The organism is Streptomyces sp. NPDC085866, assembly GCF_044541035.1.
GTDB lineage: Bacteria > Actinomycetota > Actinomycetes > Streptomycetales > Streptomycetaceae > Streptomyces.
The window spans coordinates 449,524-468,714 of record NZ_JBITSQ010000006.1; the positions used below are offsets into that span (position 1 = coordinate 449,524).

Genomic DNA, 19,191 nt, shown 5'->3' on the forward strand with positions numbered 1-19,191 from the left:
AGATCAGCCACACGTCAACGCGCAACCTTCACACCTTCACCAACCAACTCCCATGAGCCATGAGCCAGTTGCCACCATAAAGCCACAAAGAGGGCATCCTGTCGACCGGTGCTCCGCCGCACGGATTCAGGGGGGAAATCCGATTCGATTTGCAAAGATGATGGGCGCTACGCTGCCTTCTCCATTATTCGGCGACTCGCATTCGGGGGCGTCGCCGATCACCGAGACAGGTGTTCAGTGAATCGAAGAACTGACCAGCTCGATAGCGCCGGAAAAGCGGCGCGTCTGATACGCCGAACGGCATTCACCCTGCTCCCCCTGGCCCTCACCGCCGGCCTGCTGGGCGCGGCGCCCGCCGCGGGAGCCGCGCCGGCCGGGGGGAGCGTCCAGGCCGCTGCACAGGCGCAGACCACCGCCGAACAGCGCGGTCTGGTCGTCGACTACTGGGAGGAGGGCGGCCCCGGCGTCAAGGCGGCCGCCGAGGCGGCACTCACCGGCAGCGACGCCGACGTCCGGGCCTTCCTGGCCGCGGTCGGCGACCTCTCCTTCCAGGACGAACGGGTCAGCGCCGCCCAACTCGCCTCCGTCGGGGGCCCGGAGCTGCTGACCGCCGCCCGCCAGGCACTCGCCGGAACACCGGACCAGCTGCACGAGTTCCTGGACGACGGCTGGGAAGACCCCATGGAGCAGGACAACCGCGTCCGGGTCGCCCAGATCATCGACACCTCCGGCCCCAACGTGCAGAGCGCCGGCCGGGCCGCGCTCGCCGGCAGCGCCGAGGACGTCCGGAAGTTCCTCACCGAAGGCCGGCAGACCCAGCAGGAGGAGGACGAGCGGGTCCAGCTCGTCCAGATCGTCAGCGTGGGCGGCACCAACGTGAAGGCCGCCGGGCGCCTCGCGCTGAGCGGCAGCGCCGCGGACATCCGCGAGTTCCTGCAGGTCGGCCAGTTCGTCGCCCGGGACAAGGACGAGGAGCACGCCTCGGTCGCCGAACTCGCCGATCAGGCGAAGGAAGCGGGCCGGCAGGCCGCCAAGGAGACCGCGGCCGCCAAGACCGAGTCTTCCAAGGCGGTCAAGGCCGCCGAGCTGGCCAAGGACGCCGCCCTGGAGGCCCAGGCGGAGGCCAAGGCCGCCAAGGACGACACGGACCGGGCCGCGCGCGCCGCCAAGCGGGCCGCCACGGCCGCGTCCGAGGCCGCGGCCGCCGCACAGCGGGCGATCGACGCGGCCAACGCCGCGAACAACTCGGCGCGCGTCGCGGCCAACGCGGCCGCGCAGGCGGCCGCCGCGGCGGCCGGTGCCTCGCAGGCCGCCGCCCGGGCGCGCAACTCCGCCGCCGACGCCGCGGTCGACGCCAAGAAGGCGGACGCGGCGCGCAAGGCGGCCGAGGACGCCGACAAGGCCGCCAAGGGGGCCGAGCTGGCCGCCGACGCCGCCGACCAGGCGGCCAAGGCAGCCGACGCGGCCGGGGACGCCGCCCACTCCGCGGCCGGCGCGGGCGCCAACGCCAAGGCCGCCGCCGACGCGGCCGCGGAGGCCGGCAACTACGCGGGCCAGTCGAGCGCCGAAGCCGCCGAGGCGCGCTCCGCCGCGGCCGCCGCGAGGCGCCACGCCGGTGAGGCCAACCGTGCCGCCGGCGAGGCCGAGTCACTGGCGCGCAAGGCGGGCAAGGCCGCCCGCGAATCCCGGGACGCCGCGACGTCCGCGGCCACCCACGCCCGGAACGCCGGCAAGGCGGCCCGGGAAGCGGCCGAGCACGCCGGCGAGTCCGCGAAGGCCGCCACCAAGTCCACGGAACACGCCAACGCCGCGACCGAGGCCGCCAACGCGGCCACCGCCGCCGTGACCAAGGCCCAGGAGATCTACACCCTCGCCCGCCAGGTCGAGGCCGAGGAACTGCAGGGCCGCACCAACGCCGGCATCGAACGCGCCCGGGACGACAAGGAGCAGGACGACGCCCGTACGGCCGCGCAGGCCGCGCTGGAGAAGGCCGCCAAGGACCGGCAGGCCGAGCGGGACCGCCTGGTCGCCGAGGCGGCGGGGCCCGACGCCGACCTCGCCGCCGTCGCCAGGCAGGGCCGCGCCCTGGCCGTGCGCGTGATGAAGGGCGGCACGGCCTGGGGACGCGGCGCGGCCGAGGCCGCGCTCGGCGGAACCGACGAGGTCGTCGTCGACTACCTGCGCAACGGCTGGAAGACCGCCGAGCAGCAGGATCAGCGGTCCTACGTGGAGCGCCTCGCCGAGGAGAGCGAGAACAAGGCGGTACGGGACGCGGCCGAGACCGCTCTCGACGGTGACGCCGCCACCATCAGCGAGTTCGTGGACAACGGCCAGTACCAGGTGGCCGCCGAGGCCATGCGCGTCGCCGTCGCCCAGGTGCTCGACGGTGCCGGTCCCGTGCTCACCGACGCGGGTCGCAAGGCCCTCGCCACCGGGGACCCGAAGAAGTTCAGCGAGTTCCTGCTCACCACGCAGCACACCGCGCGGACACAGGACGAGCGGGTCCGGGCGGCGCAGCTGGTCGACAGCGGCACCCCCGAGGTGAAGTCCGCCGCGCGGATCGCCCTGGAGGGCTCACCGCAGGCCCTGCACGCCTTCATCGTCTCCGGCCAGTACAAGGCGCTGCGCAAGGACTACCTGTCCGCCACCCACGTGGCCCAGGTGCAGAAGCTGATCGCGGACGCGGCGAAGGTCGCCGCCACCGCACGGCAGAACGCCGCCACGGCCCAGAAGGTGGCCGCGACCGCCCGCAAGGCGGCCGCCGAGGCCAACGACTGGGCGAAGAAGGCGAACGCGGCCTACGCCGACGCGCAGGAGTACGCCAAGAAGGCCGACCAGTACGCCAAGGACGCCGAGACGTCCGCGGCGCAGGCCGCCGCCTCCGCCAAGACGGCCCGCGATGCCGCGAACCGCGCCGATCGCGATGCTGCCGACGCGGCCAGGTCGGCGGCGGACGCCACGCTCTCCTCGGAGGCCGCCCAGGCGGCCGCGTCGAACGCCTCGTACTACGCCGACCAGGCGTGGAAGTCCGCGGTTGCGGCGGGCAAGGACGCCGACGCCGCGATGAAGGCGGCCACCGACGCGTTCAAGGTCTCCGTGCAGAAGTACCGCGAAGAGGCGGAGGCACGGCGCAAGGCGGCCGTGGAGGCCAAGGAGAAGGCCAAGAACGACGCCGGGGCGCGCGCCCGTGAGCTGTACCGCTGCGGGCAGGCGATCGTCCCCTGCGACCCGGTGGACTTCGCCCGCTGGTGCCAGCACCAGGAGATCTACTGCGACATCCTGGCGCACGGCAAAGAGTTCGGCGACGCCATGGAGCAGCTGTGGAGCGTGGAGAAGGAGCTGCTGGGCCTCGGCCAGTACGAGGACTGCATGGAGAAGAAGGACTTCGACTCCTGCAGCGGTCTCGTGGTGGACGCCCTGCTCAAGAGCAAGTTCAAGGTCCTGGACCGGGCCTTCGAGGAACTGAGGCTGCTGAAGCGCGGCTGCAAGCTGGTCTCCAAGGCCTCCTTCGCCCGCCCCGCCTCGTTCCGGACCCAGGCACGGGCCGCCGCCGGGAGCAACCCCGTCAAGTGCCTGGAGGGCCTGAAGGACCACGACGTCTACGACCCCGTCTCCGGGAACCGCATCACCGACATCGACCTCTTCGAGAACGGTGTGATGTGGGAGCTGAAGACGGCGATCTACGCTGACGACAAGTGGCTCGACGACAAGGTCAACAAGAAGCTCGCCGCCTATCTCAGGTGCCGCGAGCTGCTCCCCGGCTACGAGAGCGCGCCCATCGGGTTCCGCTTCACCAGGTCGGGGATGGACCCGCGGTTCCGGACGGCCCTGCAGGAGCGGTTCAAGGAGCTCAGGCAGAAGTACCCGGACCTCGACCTCAGACTGGAGATCGCAGATTGAGTTACCCCTTCGAGTACGGCGACGAGACGCTCTGGGAAGCGGGGTACCACGGCGGGCAGCTGTACCACGCCCTCGCCCAGGGGGCGGCCGGATTCCTCGGTGTGCCGTCGGGGCTGACGCCCACCCCGCAGGGGAGCTGCGCGGTGGACGGCGAGGTGTTCCAGATCTTCGTGCAGCGCTTGTACGAGCTGTACGCCTCCGGTTCCAACGAGGTCCTGCGGGAACTGGGGCACGGCCTGCTCGTCACCTCGCTCGTCCTGCTGGACCGGACGGGCGGACGGATCGCCGTACGGCCCGAGGACACGGCGGCCCTCGATGAGGCGAGGGCGGCTCTCGCCCGGACCATGGCGTCGTAGGAGCCGGACGACCACCACGTGACCGGGGGCCGCCATGCAGGCGGCCCCCGGTCTCATGTGTGCGGCGAAGGGTTACTTCACGTCGACGTAGTCACCCGTGGCGCTGACCGCCGGGGTCGTCGAGGTGCCCGCGAAGCTGAAGCGCCAGTAACCGTCGTAGTTCGCGGTGGTGGTGGTCTTCAGGTTGCCGGAGGAGTCCGTGTACACCGTCTTGACGGTGGTGTACGTGCTCGTGCCCGCCTTGCGGAACTGCAGCTTGACCGGCTGGTTGGTGTAGCCGTGGTACAGGTTGTCGTCCCAGTTGGCGCGGGACAGCTTGCCCGTCACCGTGAGGGTCTTGCCCTTGGCGACCGGCTCCGGGCCGGCGTTCACCGTGAGCTTGGAGTAGCGCTGCACCAGGGTGCTGCCCAGGCCGCTCTTGTCGTTGTAGCCGACCTTGCTCAGGTCGGGGTTTTCCTGGTCCTGCCCGTTGAAGGCGACCGCCTCGGCCGCCACGCCCCAGGTGCCGGCGTCCGCGCTCTTCGGGTCGGGGTCGGTCGGGTAGATGTCGACCGTGCCGGTGCAGGTGGCGGTGGTCGCCGTGGTGGGCGTGCAGGTCGCCGGGTTGTCGCCGTACAGCTCGGGGGACGAGTCGCTGTAGGTGCCCTTGTAGAGGAAGGCGTCCGTGTAGAAGTCGCTCGCGGTGATGTCCACGTCCGCGCCGTGCGTCAGCGTGTACGAGTACGTCGTGCTGACCTTGTTGGTCGTACCGACCTTGATCGCCTTGGCGATCGTGACGTTCGAGAAACTCACGTTCAGCGTGTACGGGGTCCCGCTGGTCGGAGCGGCCTGCGCGGCCGGCACGGCGAGAGCGGAGAGGGCCAGGGCGCCGGAGACGGCGGCCACGGTGGCACGAATGCGCATGTGCGTTCCCCTGGAGGGAGAAGTGATCTTGGAGTCGGTTGACTCAAGCGATCAGATCCGTGAGGGGTGCAGTTGGTTGTACGTCAAGAGCGGCTCCCGGCCAGATTTTGGCCTCGCATTGCCAGCCCGTGACACAAGTGAGAGGAAACGTTCCGGCTCCGGAAGCCTTGGGCGTCCGGAGCCGGAACGGGGCGTGCGCGACCGTGCTACTGCACGTCGACGAAGTCACCCGTGGCGTTGACCGCCGGGGTGGTCGTGGTGCCCGCGAAGGCGAAGCGGTAGTAGCCGTCGACCGACGCGGTGGTCGTCGTCTTCAGGTCGCCCGTGGAGTTGGACTTGATGGTCTTCAGCGTGGTGTAGGTGCTGGAGCCCTTCTTGCGGAACTGCAGCTTCACCGACTGGTCGGTGTAGCCGTGGTACTTGTGGTCCTCCCAGTTGGCCCGGGACAACTTGCCCGCGACCGTGATGGTCCTGCCCTTCTTCACCGGCTCCGGGGCCGCGTTGACCGTCAGCCTGGAGTAGCGCTGGACCAGCGTGGTGCCGAGGGAGCCCTGGTCGGCGTAACCGACCTTGGTGACATCGAAGTCGGCGCTGCTCGGGTCCTGGCCGTTGAGCGCGATGGCCAGAGCCGCACCGTGCCAGGTGCCGGCGTCGGAGTTGAACAGCTCGTCGTCACCCGGGTAGACGTCGATGAGGCCCGTGCAGGTCTCGGTGGTCGACGAGGTGGGGGCGCAGGTGGCCGGCTTGTCGCCCAACAGCGAGTTGTCCGGCTTGTCGTAGGAGCCCTTGTAGATGTAGGGCCCGGTGAGGAAGTCGTCGGCGGTGACGTCGACGTCGGCGCCGTGGGTCAGCGTGTAGGTGACCGTGGTGGAGACGTGGTTGGTCGTACCGACCTTGACGGCCTTGGCGATCTTGAAGTCGGAGAAGGTGACGTCCATCGCGTACGGGGCGCCGTCGGCCGCGGTGGAGGCGCTGAACGCGGTCTTGTCCGACGTGGCGGCGTGCGCCGCCCGGAGGACCTTCGCGGCCTCCGCACGATAGGACGAACCGGCGTCGGCGGCCTGCGCGGCAGGCATGGCGAAGGCGGAGAGAGCCATGGCGCCGGAGACGGCGGCCACGGTGGCACGAATGCGCATGCGATCCCCTACGGAGAGTCGGGTCCGGCGGCGGTCGCACCGCGCGGGTGCAACCTCCACCGGACCCAATTGATCTTGGGAGCCTGCTGGCTCACCTGACCAGATCCGCGACGCACGGGAATGGTTGTACAGGATTTAATGATTTCGTGAGAGGTCGCGGGAGGTTCAGTCGAACCACCGGTCCCGCGCCAGCTCCTCCGTCCGCGACGGGTCCTCCAGCAGGGCCGCCACCTCGAAGCGGCGCGGCCACTGACCCGCCGCCCAGGCGAGGCCCGCGGCGACACCCTCCAGGGTGGCCGCGTGCAGGACGCCGTCGCCGGTCACCCGCCAGTCGATCTCCACGCCGTCCACGACCAGTTCCTCGTGCTCGACGTAGGTGCCGGGCGTGCGCGGCCCGAGCAGCACCCGGACCGGGTCCGGTACGTCGTGCTCGGTGCCCTCGGAGGTCACCTCGCCGGTGACGGACTCGCTCAGCCGCCGCACCTGGAACAGCTCGGCCAGCTCGGCGGCCCGGGACGGACGGACCGGCAGCAGCGGGACACCGGAGGTGAAGGGCAGCAGGTCGGGCGAGTCGACCACGACCGCGTCGGCCGCGTCCACCACCGTCACCCGCCCGCCGGTCACGGCCCGCAGCTCGTCCGGCAGGGTCACCTGCTCCGGATCCAGCTCGGCCAAGGCGCCGTACAGAGCGTGCAGTTGGGCCGCGGTGACCGTTCGCTCCGGGTCGGCGAGGCGGTCCAGCAGTTCGGCGGCGCCGCCGGGCTCGTCCAGCAGTGCGGCCACGGAGGTCCGCACGCCCAGTGCGCGCAGCACCTGCTCGTCGTCGAAGCCGGTCGCGTCGGCCTCGTCGTACAGGCCGCGCAGCAGCGGGTCGCCGCCGGCCGCGAGCAGACCGGCGGGCCGGCGCCCGTCGAGGACGGGGTGCCCGCGCAGCCACCACGCCGTGTACGGGCGTACGACCTCGTGGGTGCCGTCGGGCAGCAGGATCCGCACCGGCTGCGTGAGGGCGTCGCGCAGCGGCGGCCGGGCAAGCAGGGAGAGGGCCTCGGGCCAATGGTCGTCGTCGACCAGGTCGAGGTCCCGGACGGCGACGAGTTCGGTGGCGACCGGGGGCACCGGGCTGTCGGGGAAGCGGTCGAGGATGTCCTCGCACCACACGTCGACGGCGTCCAGCAGGCCCGCGTCGTCCGGCTCGGCGAAGTCGCCCTCCCGGGGCTCCAGTTCGTCCGGGTCGAGGACCACGTCCGTGGCGCGCACCAGCGCGAAGTCCGCGAGGACACCGCAGGCGGTGAGGGGCTGTTCGCCCCACCTCGCCGCCAACTCGGCTTCCACTGATGCCAGTTCGTCCTCGCGGATCACGCGGGCGAAGGGGCTGCCGGGGAAGACGAGTTCGCCTGCCGGGGCGAGTTCGCCGTCCTCGTCGGGCAGCGCGAGGGCACCCAGCCAGGGCTCGTCACCGGGCTCGAGCCCCGCGTCGCGCACCAGGGCGAGGACGGTGTCGGCCAGCTCCTCGGCGTCGGGAGCGTCCTCCTCCCACAGCGCCCCGCCCTCGTCGTCCAGGGAGTTCGCCACGGCGGCCCGCACCTGCGGGGTGGTCAGCACCGCGCGCGGGGACGCGGGCAGCGCGCCCAGCTTCTCCAGCAGCGGGTGCGCGGCGTCCTCGTGGGCGACCTTGAGCCCCAGCCGGCCGAGGATGTCCGGGTCGAGGGGCGCGGTGTCCGGGGCGGGGAGCAGGACCTGCCGGGGCCCGATGGTCGTACGGCCGTCCGCGAGGGGCACCGGGAGTCCCGAGAGCCGGTCGGGGTCGACCCCGGCGAGGCTGTCGTAGAGCCGCCACCACCACTCGGGGTCCTTCTCCAGACCGGCGAGCCGGTCGATGGCGTCGGCGAGCGGGAGCCGGGCGACCCCGAGGGTGCGCAGCTCGACGCGGCGCTCGAGGCCCGCGGGAAGGAGCGTCGGCAGCACCTCCGCGAGGACCCGTACGGTGTCCGCCCCGGCGCCCTCCACCACCTCGGCGTCCCGCGGCCGCAGCGCCTCCGGAAGCTCGTCGTCACTCTTGGAGTCGACGGCCGGAGGCAGGAACGCGGTGCGCGGCAGCCGCTCCAGGACCGCCTGCCGCAGCGCGCCGTCCAGCTCGCCCTTGCCCAGCGGACCGGGCACGAGGTCGATCACACCCTCCGTCACCGGCCGCCACTCGGCGAGCAGTTCGGCGTAGGAGTCCGCCGCGCGCTGCACCAGGAAGTCGGTCAGCGGGCCGGGGGCCGCGTGCCGGCGGGTGGTGTCCAGCGGGAACGAGGCGATGAGCAGGGCGGGGACGCCGAGGGGCTCGTCGCTGGGGGTGGGGGCGTGTACGACCGGGGTGGTGCGCGGCCGGACCGGGCGGCCGTCGGCGTCCGTCGGCACGGCCCAGGTCACCGACCAGTGCGGGCGCAGGCGCTCCTCCACCGGACGGTCGGCGAGCAGGTCCGGGGTGAGCGGCCCGTGCGCGGAGACGGTGCGCCAGCTGGTGGCCCCCTCCCGCGAGTCCTCCACGACGGTGACGGCGCCCTCGGTACGGCGGCGCAGGGTGCGCGGGGCACCCCCGTCGACCTCCACCACCACTTCCTGAAGCCCGGGCAGGGCGAGGAGCAGGGCGTCGTCGACGGCCTCGAGGAGGCGTTCGGCCAGGTCGGCGGCGGCGGTGTCCCGCAGGGGCAGGATGACCGCGGTGTCGTACGGCTCCGGGGCGGAGCCCTCGGCGGCGAACGGGAGGCGGAGGAGCGGGACATGTCCGTCGCGGCGGCGGATCTCGTCACCGAGGCCGGGGCTGTGCCGGGCCGTGTCGGCGGCCAGCTCGCGCGCCTCGGCCAGGGCCCAGCGGACACCGCCGTGCCGGCCGACGATCGCGGGCTCGTCGGTGACGGAGAGTACGGCGGCGAAGCCGACACCGAACCGGCCGACGGCGCCGTGGGTGTCCTGCGCGTCGCGCTTGGCGGAAGCCCGCAGGGTGGACAGCGACTCGACACCGGTCGCGTCCAGGGGGGCGCCGGTGTTCGCCGCGACCAGGACGCCGTCGCGGAGGGTGAGACGCAGCCGGCCCGGTGTCCGCGCGCGGGCGGCGGCATCGGCGGCGTTCTGGGCCAGCTCCACCACGAGCCGGTCCCGGTAGCCGCCGAGGACCAGGTCCTCCTCGGCGTTGGCGTCCTCACGGAACCGGGCGGGGCTGGTGGCCCAGGCGTCGAGCACACCGCGGCGCAGACGGGCGGTGCCGAAGGGGTCGGCGCCCTCGGCCGCCGGCCGCACGAACTTGCTCACGTTCACTCTCCTCGTCGACGTGAGGACGAAGGTACAGCGAGTGCGGCAGGGAGACCGAAGGCACAGGTCAGGACCCGGAGACGGACGAAAGGGGCGCCGGGACCGCTTCGACTACGAGTGGCCGAGTTCCGCCGTCTCCTCGTCGCCCGCCTCCGGGACCGAGCCCGAGTCGCGGGCCGGGCGGAGCGGGAAGACGTCGACCTTCATCTCGTCGATCACCGGAGCAGGGGGCTGGGGCGGCTTCGGCATGACCGCCGCCTCCGAGTGGCCGCCGCAGCCGTACGCCAGCGAGACCACACGGCCGTCTGCCGGGGAGAACTCGTTCGCGCAGACACCGAAGGCCTGGCCCAGGGAGCCGCCGATCGGGCTGAGGAAGCCGCAGGTCAGACAGGTCGCCGGGGCCGCCTGGGCCATCGGGGTCTTGGGGCCGAAGCCCTCCTCCCAGCGGTCGGCCGCGGTGTGCAGGCCGTAGCGGGACAGGACGCGGGCGCGGCGCAGGCCCAGCTCCTGGGCCACCGAGGCGATCGAGCCACGGGTGGGGACCGTCGGCTGGGTGGCGGGCGTGCCGGGCGTCACGTCGGCGTCCTCGGCATCCGCCAGTTCGACCATCTCGTCCGACACCACGGAGTTCGGCGGGGGCTGCTCCTCGCCCGTGTAGCCGGGCTCCAGGCGGAGGTCCTCCTGGTCGGTCGGGAGCAGGTCGCCGGGGCCGAGGTCACCCGGGCGCAGGCGCTCGCTCCACGGGACCCACTCGGGGGCGAGCAGGGCGTCGGGACCGGGGAGGAGGACCACCTCGTCCAGGGTCACGATCTTCGCGCGGGAGGCACGGGCCACCGTCGCCGCCCAGCGCCAGCCGCGGTAGCCCAGTTCCTTGCACTCGAAGAAGTGCGTGACGACCCGGTCACCCTCCGACACCAGGCCCACGTGCTCACCGACAACTCCGGGCGCGGCTGCCTCCTCGGCGGCGGCGCGGGCCAGGTCCACGGCCTCGGCGCACAGACGGTCGGGGGTGCGGCTTCGCGTTGTCGCTGCGCTCACAGGTATCGCTTCTCTCCTACGCCGTCTGCAATGAGTGCGGCTGCCTCCGGCGGTCAGGCGGACGGAGCGGACCGGGGGACCGCATCGACGTCTGCATCCGACGCGCACTCGGGCGCACCTCTGCCATCCATTCTGCGTTATGGCTGAGATACGCACGCTACCCCGTTGTCGGTGGTCGGGGACAGTCCGCCGCTTCGCGGCGATGTTTCCCGCCCGCCCACCCGTCTCGCTCGGCTGCGAAGTGACCGCGGCATCACAGCTCGCTCGGCTGCGAAGTCGCCCCCGGCGTCACGCCTCGACCGGCCACGCAGTCGCCCCCACTTTCCGCCTCACCCGGCCCCGAAGCCACTCCCCCCGCTCCGTCTCGCTCAGCTGCGACGCAACCCCCGCGTCACACCCCGACCGGCTGCCGCAGCCGCCCCCACCTTCCACCTCACCCGACCCCGAAACCGCCCCCCGCTCCGTCTCGCTCAGCTGCGACACAACCCCCACGTCACACCCCGACCGGCCCGCGAAGCCGCCCTGGCATCCCGCCTCGGTTCGCCGCGAAGTGCCCCCGACATCCCGCGTCGCCCCACCACCAAACCGCCCCGCCACCCCACTTCGCCCCACCACCAAACCGCCCCGCCACCCCACTTCGCCCCACCACCAAACCGCCCCGCCACCCCACTTCGCCCCACTGCGAAACCGCCGCTGCGCCCGACTCGCTTGGGTTCAAACCGCACTATCGGGCGGTGTCTCAGGGCACTATGAAGCACGTGGCAGCCGCGGACAGGGGGAGCGTTCGAGGTGGCGGTTCGGGCCGGGTCGGCGGTGCCGTCCGCGCGGTGGGGCGTGCCCTGCACTTCCCGGTGACCGGTACCGCGCGCGGGATCCGGAAGGCCACGCACGCCCATGGTGCGGGCGAGTCGGGGCTGGGCAAGCTGATCGAGCTCCACGCGGTGAACGGCGCCGGTGATGTCATGATCACCATCGCGCTGGCCTCGACCGTGTTCTTCTCCGTGCCGACCGACGAGGCACGCGGGCGCGTCGCGCTCTATCTCGCCATCACCATGGCCCCCTTCACCGTGCTCGCCCCCGTCATCGGGCCGCTCCTCGACCGGCTGCCGCACGGGCGGCGGGCCGCGATGGCCGCGGCGATGCTGGCCCGGGCGCTGCTCGCGCTGATCATCTCGGGGGCCGTGGCCAGTGGCAGCCTGGAGCTGTATCCCGCCGCGCTGGGGGTGCTCGTGGCCTCCAAGGCGTACGGGGTGGTCCGCAGCGCCGTCGTGCCGCGGCTGCTGCCGCCCGCCTTCTCGCTCGTGAAGGCCAACTCCCGGGTCACCCTCGCCGGCCTCCTGGCCACCGGCGTGGCCGCGCCGATCGGGGCGGGACTGCATGCCGTCGGAGATCCCTGGCCGCTGTACGGCGCCTTCGTGATCTTCGTTGCAGGGACGTTCCTGTCGTTCTCCCTGCCGCCCAAGGTGGACTCCGCCAAGGGCGAGGACGTGGCCCTGCTCGCCGCCGACGAGGAGCATCTGCACGGGCCGCACCGCCGGCAGACGATCAAGCGGCGGCCCGGGCTGCGGACGGTCGGGCCCGCCGTCACCCATGCTCTCGGCGCCAACGCCTCCCTGCGCTGCCTGTCCGGCTTCCTGATCTTCTTCCTCGCGTTCCTGCTGCGCGAGCAGCCGCTGACCGGGGAGAGCGCGGCGGTCTCGCTGGGGATCGTGGGCGTCGCGGCGGGTGCGGGGAACGCCCTGGGTACGGCCGTGGGGGCCTGGCTGAGGTCCAGGGCCCCCGAGATCATCATCGTGACCGTCGTCGCCGTGGTGCTGGGTACGGCGATCGTGGCCGCCGTGTTCTTCGGGCCCTTCCTGGTGGCCTGTCTGGCCGCCGTCGCCGGGTTCGCGCAGGCGCTGGCCAAGCTGTCCCTGGACGCGCTGATCCAACGGGACGTGCCCGAGCTGGTGCGGACGTCGGCGTTCGCGCGGTCGGAGACACTGCTCCAGGTGGCCTGGGTCTTCGGCGGCGCCGTCGGCATCGTGATGCCCCTCAACGGCTCCCTCGGCCTCACGGTCGCCGCCGCCATCGTGGCCGCCGGATGGCTGACCACTCTGCGCGGACTGCTCTCCTCGGCACGCCACGGCAGCAGGCCGCGGGCGCGAGTGGCGTAACGAACCGGGCACGTCGCACCCCACATGGGCGGCGGGCTCCGGGTGCCCGATAGCCTTCGGCCATGACCACGCTGCAATCCGTTGTGCGACGCCGCCGCGCCGTCGCAGCCGCCGGCGCCGTTTCCGCCGGACTGCTCGTCCTGTCCGCCTGCGAGAAGCCGACTCCCGTCGCGACGATCACCGTAGGCCGGGAATCGGTCAACTCCGAGGCCCTCTGCTACAACGACGGCAATCCCCTGGACGCCAAGTCGCTGGCCAAGTGCGCCAAGAAGGCCGGGGACATCGAATCGATCAAGGTGGACCCGGACCAGACGGTCCGCTTCGGCGTCGACCCGAAGATCGCGGACGCCGGCTGGATCCTCCTGGTGAACGGCCGCCAGTTCACCGACGTGAGCAAGAAGACCTACACCACCATCCCCGGCAGCGCGTTCTTCAACGCCCAGTACGGCACCCAGGGCACCAGCAACACCGTCTCCGTCCAGATGGGCCAGCAGCCGGCCAAGGGCCTGTGGTCCTTCAAGCTGAAGAAGGCCTGACCACGCCCTCCGTACGCGTACTCGTAGCCACCGCGGTCCCGGCCGAACGGGATGCGGTGGCCCGGGCGTTCCCGGAGGCGGCCGCGGAGGTACGGCTGCCAGGGGTCTCCCTCGTGCGGACCGGTGCCGGGTACGACCTGCTGGCCGGCGGTGTAGGGCCCGCCCTCGCCGCCGCCTCCACCGCCACAGCGCTCACCGCGGCCGCCCTCGACGGCAGACCCTACGGTCTCGTCGTCTCGGCCGGGATCGGCGGTGGCTTCCTGCCCGAGGCCCCGGTCGGCTCGCTCGTCGTCGCCGACGCGATCACCGTGGCCGATCTGGGCGCCGAGACCGCCGACGGCTTCCTCCCGGTCACCGAGCTCGGCTTCGGGACCGTCACCCACCGGCCGCCGCCCTCGCTCGTGCGAGCCGTGTCCGAGACCACCGGCGCCCGTCCCGGCACCGTCCTCACCGTCTCCACCGTCACCGGCACCGCCGCCCGCGCCGCCGAGCTGCGCGCCCGCCACCCGCGGGCCCTCGCCGAGGGCATGGAGGGGTTCGGAGTGGCCGAGGCGGCCGCAGCGCACGGGGTACCCGTGCTGGAGATCCGGGCGGTGTCCAACCCGGTCGGCCCGCGCGACCGCGCCGCCTGGCGCATCGGCGACGCGCTCGCCGCCCTCGCCGAGGGCTTCGGGAAGCTCGCGCCCGCTTTGGAGAGTTGGAACACGCATGACCAGTGATGCGATGCAGATCGCGTACTCGCCCTGTCCGAACGACACCTTCGTCTTCGACGCCCTCGCGCACGGCCGCGTCCCCGGCGCCCCCGCGCTGGACGTGACCTTCGCCGACATCGACATCACCAACGGCATGGCCGAGCGTGGCGAGTTCGACGTACTGAAGGTGTCGTACGCCGTGCTGCCCTACGTCCTGGACGAGTACACGCTGCTGCCGTGCGGCGGTGCGCTGGGGCGGGGCTGCGGGCCGCTGGTGCTGACCCGGGAGGCGGGAAGCGACCTGACGGGCCGTACGGTCGCGGTGCCGAGCGAGAAGTCGACCGCCTACCTGCTGTTCCGGCTCTGGGCGGCGGACACGCTGCCGGGAGGGGTGGGCGAGATCGTCGTCCTGCCGTTCCACGAGATCATGCCGGCCGTGCGGGACGGCAAGGTGGACGCCGGACTCGTCATCCACGAGGCACGCTTCACGTACCAGAACTACGGGCTGCACAAGCTCGCCGACATGGGCGAGCACTGGGAGCGCAGCACCGGACTGCCGATCCCGCTCGGCGCGATCATCGCCAAGCGCTCGCTGGGCGCCGAGACCCTCGGCCGGCTCGCCGACTCCATCAAGGCGTCCGTCCGGGCCGCCTGGGACGACCCCGAGGCCTCCCGGCCGTACGTCATGGAGCACGCCCAGGAGATGGACCCGGCCGTCGCCGACCAGCACATCGGGCTGTACGTCAACGAGTTCACCGCCGACCTCGGCGAGGACGGCTACGCGGCGATCCGCGGACTGCTCACACGCGCGGCGGCCGAGGGGCTGCTGCCGCCCCTCGGTCCGGATGCGCTCGCTTTCCCCTGAGGGTCACACGTCCAACTGGTCGGCGACCGCCCGCAGGAGGCCGGCGATCTTCTTGCCGGAGGTCTTCTCCGGGTAGCGGCCCTTCTCGAGCATCGGCGTGATGTTCTCGAGGAGGGTCGTCAGGTCCTGCACGATCGAGGCCAGCTCGTCCGGCTTCTTGCGCTGCGCGGCCGCGACGGACGGCGTCGGGTCGAGCACGGTCACGGAAAGGGCCTGGTCACCGCGCTGACCGGCGACGACGCCGAACTCCACGCGCTGTCCCGGCTTGAGCGCTTCGACTCCGGCGGGGAGAACCGAGGAATGGACGAAGACGTCACCGCCGTCGTCGCGGGAGAGAAAGCCGAAGCCCTTCTCGCTGTTGAACCACTTGACCTTGCCGGTAGGCACGTCTGTCCTCGTCCTCGTACTTGTCGGGAAAACTACTTCGGAAACGGCTCTTGATAGCACTAGAGCGGGTCGACCATGACCCGCCGACACCAAGGCTAATGGTCTTCGGGCGGGTGACAAGACGTCCCCCGGTTGTTCTCTTGCGCTGGGAACTACCCTGGTCCGGTGCGTGACAAAACCCAAACGAATTCCGCCGGGCCCGGTGACCGACTGATCCGCGCCGGTGCCGTGGTGTTCTTCATCGGGGCCGTGGCCACCCTTGTCACGGTGGCCCCGCTGTTCCTCGGTGCGAAGCCTTTTCCGACGTACATGTTCGGTCTGAGCATGCTCATGGCCGTCGGCTTCCTGGTGGCCGGGGCGGGCGTGCTGCGTTCCGTCGCCGCCGGGCGGCGTCAGGCGCGGGGCGCCTCGCGGTAGGCGGCCAGCCAGGCCGGGAAGGCGGAGAGGTCGTCGAGCACGACGTCCGCCCCCGCCGCGCGCAGCTCGTCGCCGTCGCACGGTCCGGTGACCACGGCGACGGACAGCGCGCCCGCCGTACGGGCCCCGCGGACGTCTCCGACGTGGTCACCGACGTACACGGCCGCGCCGTACTCGCGCAGGGCCTCCGCCTTCTGCTCGGCCCACAGGTCGCCCACGACCACGTCGGGTGCGATGCGCAGGTGGTCCAGGTGCAGTTTGGCGTTCGGCTCGTACTTCGCCGTGACCACCATCGTCCGGCCGCCGACGGTCCGCACCGCGTCTATCGCCTCCCGGGCGCCCGCCATCGCGGGCGTCGCGGCGATGGCGATCGAGGGGTACATCTCGCGATACAGATCGGCCATACCGGCGACCTCCTCCGCGGGGAACCAGTTGACCAGTTCCTCCGCGAGCGGCGGCCCCAGCCGGGTCACCGCCAGGTCGGCGTCGATGAACGTCCCAGTCCGCTCCGCCAGCGCCCGGTAGCAGGCGTGGATGCCCGGCCGGGAGTCGATGAGCGTCATGTCGAGGTCGAAGCCGACGGTGAGGGCGGGGGCCGGGGTGACGGTCATGGGGGACATTCTGCCGGGTACCGATGACAGCGGGCCCGGAGGGCTGAGCGGCCTCGGGGAAGTGAGGCACGCCCCCGAGGCCGCTCAGCGCCTTCTCTGTGACCGCCAGACCAGGAACAGGGCCGAGGCGACCGCAGCGCCGCGCACCACCCAGGGCCAGGTCTGTGCCAGGGCCTCGTTCATGTGCCCCTGGGCGACGGGGGCACCCCAGCGGCCGGTGTCGCGGCCCCACAGCCACAGCAACCCGGACGCGAGGGCCAGGCCGGGGGCGCCCAGTACGGCCCACTTGGTCTCCGCGGGGGTGAGGCGGCGGGAGCCGTAGGCGATCAGCCAGCCGAGCAGGAGCGCGAACCAGTTGCCGAGCACGGCTCCGACGACCAGTGCGGCGGCGGCCAGCAGGAGGAGGGGGTTGCTCCAGCCGGCGGCGGGGCCCGGGAGCAGGCGGCGGGCGGCCGCCGCAGGCGCGGGCGCCTTGCGGGCGAACAGGCGGCGGCGCGGGGCGGCCGCCTGTTCCGTCGCCTCCGGCGGCTCTGCCTGCCGGGGCTCCGGCTCCTTCTCCTCCGTCTCCTTCTGCGGGCGTTTGAGCAGGTCGGGGATCTCCACCCCGCCCACGAACCCCGGTACGACGTCACCGGCGGGCGTACCGAACGGGCTGCCCTCCACCCGCCACCAGTCGGGATGCGTCGCACTGTCCCCCAGCTCGTCCGGGGCGGCGAGATGCGGCGGGGACGGAGCGTCGCGCGGCTCCGGCTTCGACTCCGGCTCGGCGGCACGCGGCCGGGGTACGACCCTGCGCAGCCCCTTGGGCCGTTCCTTCGGCTCCGGGTCCCGCTGTACGGGCACGGCGGCGGGCGCCGACCGCGGCACCCCCGCGCTGCCGCCCGCGGCCTCGACCACCTCGTCCGGGGTGCCCAGCCGCTCAAGGATGCGGCGCACCGCGGCGGGGCTGTCCACCGCCGCCCTGGCCCGGTGCCGGTCGATCTCGTTGCGCAGCTCCGACACCAGCCGCATCCGCGCGGACGACGGCAACTGCCGCTGCTGAGCGATGTCTCCGACGCGGCTCAGATACTCGTAGACGACCTGATCGCTTTCGATCCCCACGGAAAACCCTTCCGGGGCAACGGCGATGACACCCCGTTGGACGACGGTACCGCGTGGGTGCGGGTGCCCGACGCCATGACCTCTCATCCTGAGCGTGACCTGCTCACCGGCCACCGAGGCCGCGAAGCGGAGAGAGGAAACCTGTCTTGACGACCAGACGGAGAGCGCGCCGCGTCGTGCCGGCCCTGCTGGCCGCGCTCGCGCTGAGCCTGGGCGCGGGCCTGCCGCGGGCGAGTGGGGCGGCCGCTCGGCCCTGGGCGGAGGGGAGGCCGCTCCCCGCGCCCCACAAGGTTCACCTGTCCGAACCGAAGGTGGTCGACCCGACCGGGCACGCCCGGCCGAAGGTGCGCAAGAGCCAGGGACCGCTGCCCACCGTCCCCCGCGAGAGGCTCGCCGAACTGAAGGCCGACGCCGCGAAGCACCCGGCGAAGCAGCGACCCGGACAGACCGGCGGGAACAGGGCCTGGAAACTGGCGCCGCCACCCAGTCAGGGCAGCTTCGACGGGCTCGGCCAACCCTGCTGTCTCATGCCGCCGGACACGCACGGCGCCGTCAGCAACGGTTACTTCGTCGAGGTCACGAACGCCGGCATCGGCGTGTTCAGCAAGTCGGACGGCTCCCTGATCAAGAACGTCTCGTTGGCCGGCTTCTTCGGCTACGACGCGCAGGAGATCTTCGACCCCCGGGTCGTCTACGACAGGACGTGGAACCGGTGGGTCATCTCGGCCGAGGCGTTCCCGGAGGAGCAGGACGTCCAGAAGGTGTTCTACGCGGTGTCCACCGGCTCCAACCCGGCCGGCTCGTTCTACCGCTACACGTTCGACCCGCCGGAGGAGCCCGGCACCGGCGACTTCTACGACTTCCCGCAGCTGGGGCTCGACCAGGACGCCGTGATCGTCACGGCGAACGTCTTCCGCCCCACGGAACCCGGGTACGACTACATCGGCTCCCGCGCCTTCGGCATGGCCAAGGCCGATCTGTACAACGGCCGCTTCACCGACTTCCGGTACTTCGACCTGGGCTTGTCCGGCACGGTCGCACCTCCCGTCGTGGAGGACGACAACTCCAGCGCCTTCCTGGTGGCGGCCTCCCCCATGGCCGACCGTCTGAGCCTGTTCAAGGCCACCGGCCTGGGCCGCAGCGACGACACCATCGTGCAGCAGCCCGACGTGCCGGTGACCGCCTACACCGCACCGCCGAACGCCCGCCAGCCCGGTACGAGCGCCGTGCTGGACACCCTGGACGCCCGGTTCCAGAACAACAGCACACAGATCGGCAACCAGCTGCTCAACGTCCACACCGTCGATGAAGGGGGGCACCCGACCCCGAGGTGGTACCAGATCGACACCGACACCAGCACGGTCTCCGCCGGCGGTGAGGTGATCGAGTCCCCCGACTCGGACGACTTCAACCCCTCGGTGGCCGGCTCGGTCGTGGGCGGCACCATGGACAACCCGATCGGCCGGATGTTCTTCACCTGGTCCTCGACGAACGTGACGAGCACCCCCCACCAGGTGCGGGTCAAGAGCGGAGGCCGCCTCGGCACCGACGCCCCGAACGTCCTCGGGGGCAACACCCACAGCACGGCCTCGACGTTCTACGCGCCGTCGGGCGGGAACCAGGTCCAGCGCTGGGGCGACTACTCCGCCGTCACGATCAACCCTTCCGCGACCGGCACCTGCGTCGCCGGCAGCCGTGCCTACGTCGTGAACGAGCGTCAGATCGACACCGATTCATGGGGTTCGCGCATCGGCAGGCTCGGCTTCTGCTAGCCGACGGGACCGGAAACCGCTCCAACG

General features: G+C 72.1%; 15 protein-coding genes. 8 read left to right on the top strand and 7 right to left on the bottom strand.

Annotated elements, in window-relative coordinates:
• Positions 1-237: 237 nt before the first annotated feature.
• Positions 238-3,900: an ALF repeat-containing protein gene (locus tag ACIF83_RS17740; RefSeq protein ID WP_399727755.1), complete on the top strand. Its 3,663-nt coding sequence runs from the start codon at positions 238-240 to the stop codon at positions 3,898-3,900.
• Positions 3,897-4,256 carry a DUF6086 family protein gene (locus ACIF83_RS17745; protein ID WP_393472315.1) on the top strand — a complete coding sequence of 120 codons (360 nt, stop codon included), beginning with the start codon at positions 3,897-3,899 and terminating at the stop codon, positions 4,254-4,256. Before ACIF83_RS17740 ends, ACIF83_RS17745 begins: the two co-directional genes overlap by 4 nt.
• Before the next feature lie 72 nt (positions 4,257-4,328).
• Here ACIF83_RS17745 and ACIF83_RS17750 read toward each other — a convergent pair whose 3' ends face one another.
• From ACIF83_RS17750 to ACIF83_RS17765, 4 genes are all read right to left on the bottom strand, one after another.
• A complete protein-coding gene (locus tag ACIF83_RS17750; RefSeq protein ID WP_393472318.1) occupies positions 4,329-5,159 on the bottom strand; it encodes a hypothetical protein in 831 nt (276 codons plus the stop codon).
• A gap of 206 nt (positions 5,160-5,365) precedes the next feature.
• A complete protein-coding gene (locus ACIF83_RS17755; protein WP_393472321.1) occupies positions 5,366-6,295 on the bottom strand; it encodes a hypothetical protein in 930 nt (309 codons plus the stop codon).
• A 165-nt stretch (positions 6,296-6,460) separates the two neighbouring features.
• Positions 6,461-9,589: a sacsin N-terminal ATP-binding-like domain-containing protein gene (locus tag ACIF83_RS17760; protein ID WP_399727759.1), complete on the bottom strand. Its 3,129-nt coding sequence runs from the start codon at positions 9,587-9,589 to the stop codon at positions 6,461-6,463.
• A 111-nt stretch (positions 9,590-9,700) separates the two neighbouring features.
• Positions 9,701-10,627: a DUF3027 domain-containing protein gene (locus ACIF83_RS17765; RefSeq protein ID WP_393472327.1), complete on the bottom strand. Its 927-nt coding sequence runs from the start codon at positions 10,625-10,627 to the stop codon at positions 9,701-9,703.
• 749 nt (positions 10,628-11,376) lie between these two features.
• Here ACIF83_RS17765 and ACIF83_RS17770 point away from each other — a divergent pair.
• The 4 genes from ACIF83_RS17770 to ACIF83_RS17785 all read left to right on the top strand — a co-directional run bounded on the left by ACIF83_RS17770 (position 11,377) and on the right by ACIF83_RS17785 (position 14,876).
• The gene (locus tag ACIF83_RS17770; protein ID WP_393472714.1) at positions 11,377-12,783 is read left to right on the top strand and encodes an MFS transporter; all 1,407 of its coding nucleotides are present in this window, start codon (positions 11,377-11,379) and stop codon (positions 12,781-12,783) included.
• A 62-nt stretch (positions 12,784-12,845) separates the two neighbouring features.
• The gene (locus ACIF83_RS17775; RefSeq protein WP_393472330.1) at positions 12,846-13,319 is read left to right on the top strand and encodes a DUF2771 domain-containing protein; all 474 of its coding nucleotides are present in this window, start codon (positions 12,846-12,848) and stop codon (positions 13,317-13,319) included.
• Complete coding sequence (locus tag ACIF83_RS17780; RefSeq protein ID WP_399727763.1) at positions 13,292-14,038, top strand: futalosine hydrolase; 747 nt, start codon at positions 13,292-13,294, stop codon at positions 14,036-14,038. The genes ACIF83_RS17775 and ACIF83_RS17780 overlap by 28 nt, the downstream gene beginning before the upstream one ends.
• Positions 14,028-14,876 (top strand): 1,4-dihydroxy-6-naphthoate synthase, encoded by an 849-nt coding sequence (locus ACIF83_RS17785; RefSeq protein WP_399727766.1) that lies wholly within the window; start codon positions 14,028-14,030, stop codon positions 14,874-14,876. The genes ACIF83_RS17780 and ACIF83_RS17785 overlap by 11 nt, the downstream gene beginning before the upstream one ends.
• Before the next feature lie 3 nt (positions 14,877-14,879).
• On the opposite strand, the gene ACIF83_RS17790 is transcribed toward ACIF83_RS17785, so the two are convergent.
• Positions 14,880-15,263 carry a cold-shock protein gene (locus tag ACIF83_RS17790; protein ID WP_053657923.1) on the bottom strand — a complete coding sequence of 128 codons (384 nt, stop codon included), beginning with the start codon at positions 15,261-15,263 and terminating at the stop codon, positions 14,880-14,882.
• Between the two features lie 165 nt (positions 15,264-15,428).
• Between ACIF83_RS17790 and ACIF83_RS17795 the strand changes: the two genes are divergently transcribed.
• On the top strand, positions 15,429-15,680 hold the full coding sequence (locus ACIF83_RS17795; RefSeq protein WP_094217163.1) for a hypothetical protein: 252 nt from the start codon (positions 15,429-15,431) through the stop codon (positions 15,678-15,680).
• Here the strand turns inward: ACIF83_RS17795 and ACIF83_RS17800 are convergent.
• Positions 15,656-16,300 (bottom strand): HAD family hydrolase, encoded by a 645-nt coding sequence (locus tag ACIF83_RS17800; protein WP_399727770.1) that lies wholly within the window; start codon positions 16,298-16,300, stop codon positions 15,656-15,658. The genes ACIF83_RS17795 and ACIF83_RS17800 overlap by 25 nt on opposite strands.
• Before the next feature lie 75 nt (positions 16,301-16,375).
• Complete coding sequence (locus tag ACIF83_RS17805) at positions 16,376-17,392, bottom strand: hypothetical protein (RefSeq protein ID WP_399727773.1); 1,017 nt, start codon at positions 17,390-17,392, stop codon at positions 16,376-16,378.
• Between the two features lie 146 nt (positions 17,393-17,538).
• Here ACIF83_RS17805 and ACIF83_RS17810 point away from each other — a divergent pair, with 146 nt between their 5' ends.
• Positions 17,539-19,164, top strand: a complete 1,626-nt coding sequence (locus ACIF83_RS17810; RefSeq protein WP_399727776.1) for a hypothetical protein — start codon at positions 17,539-17,541, stop codon at positions 19,162-19,164.
• Positions 19,165-19,191: the final 27 nt, after the last annotated feature.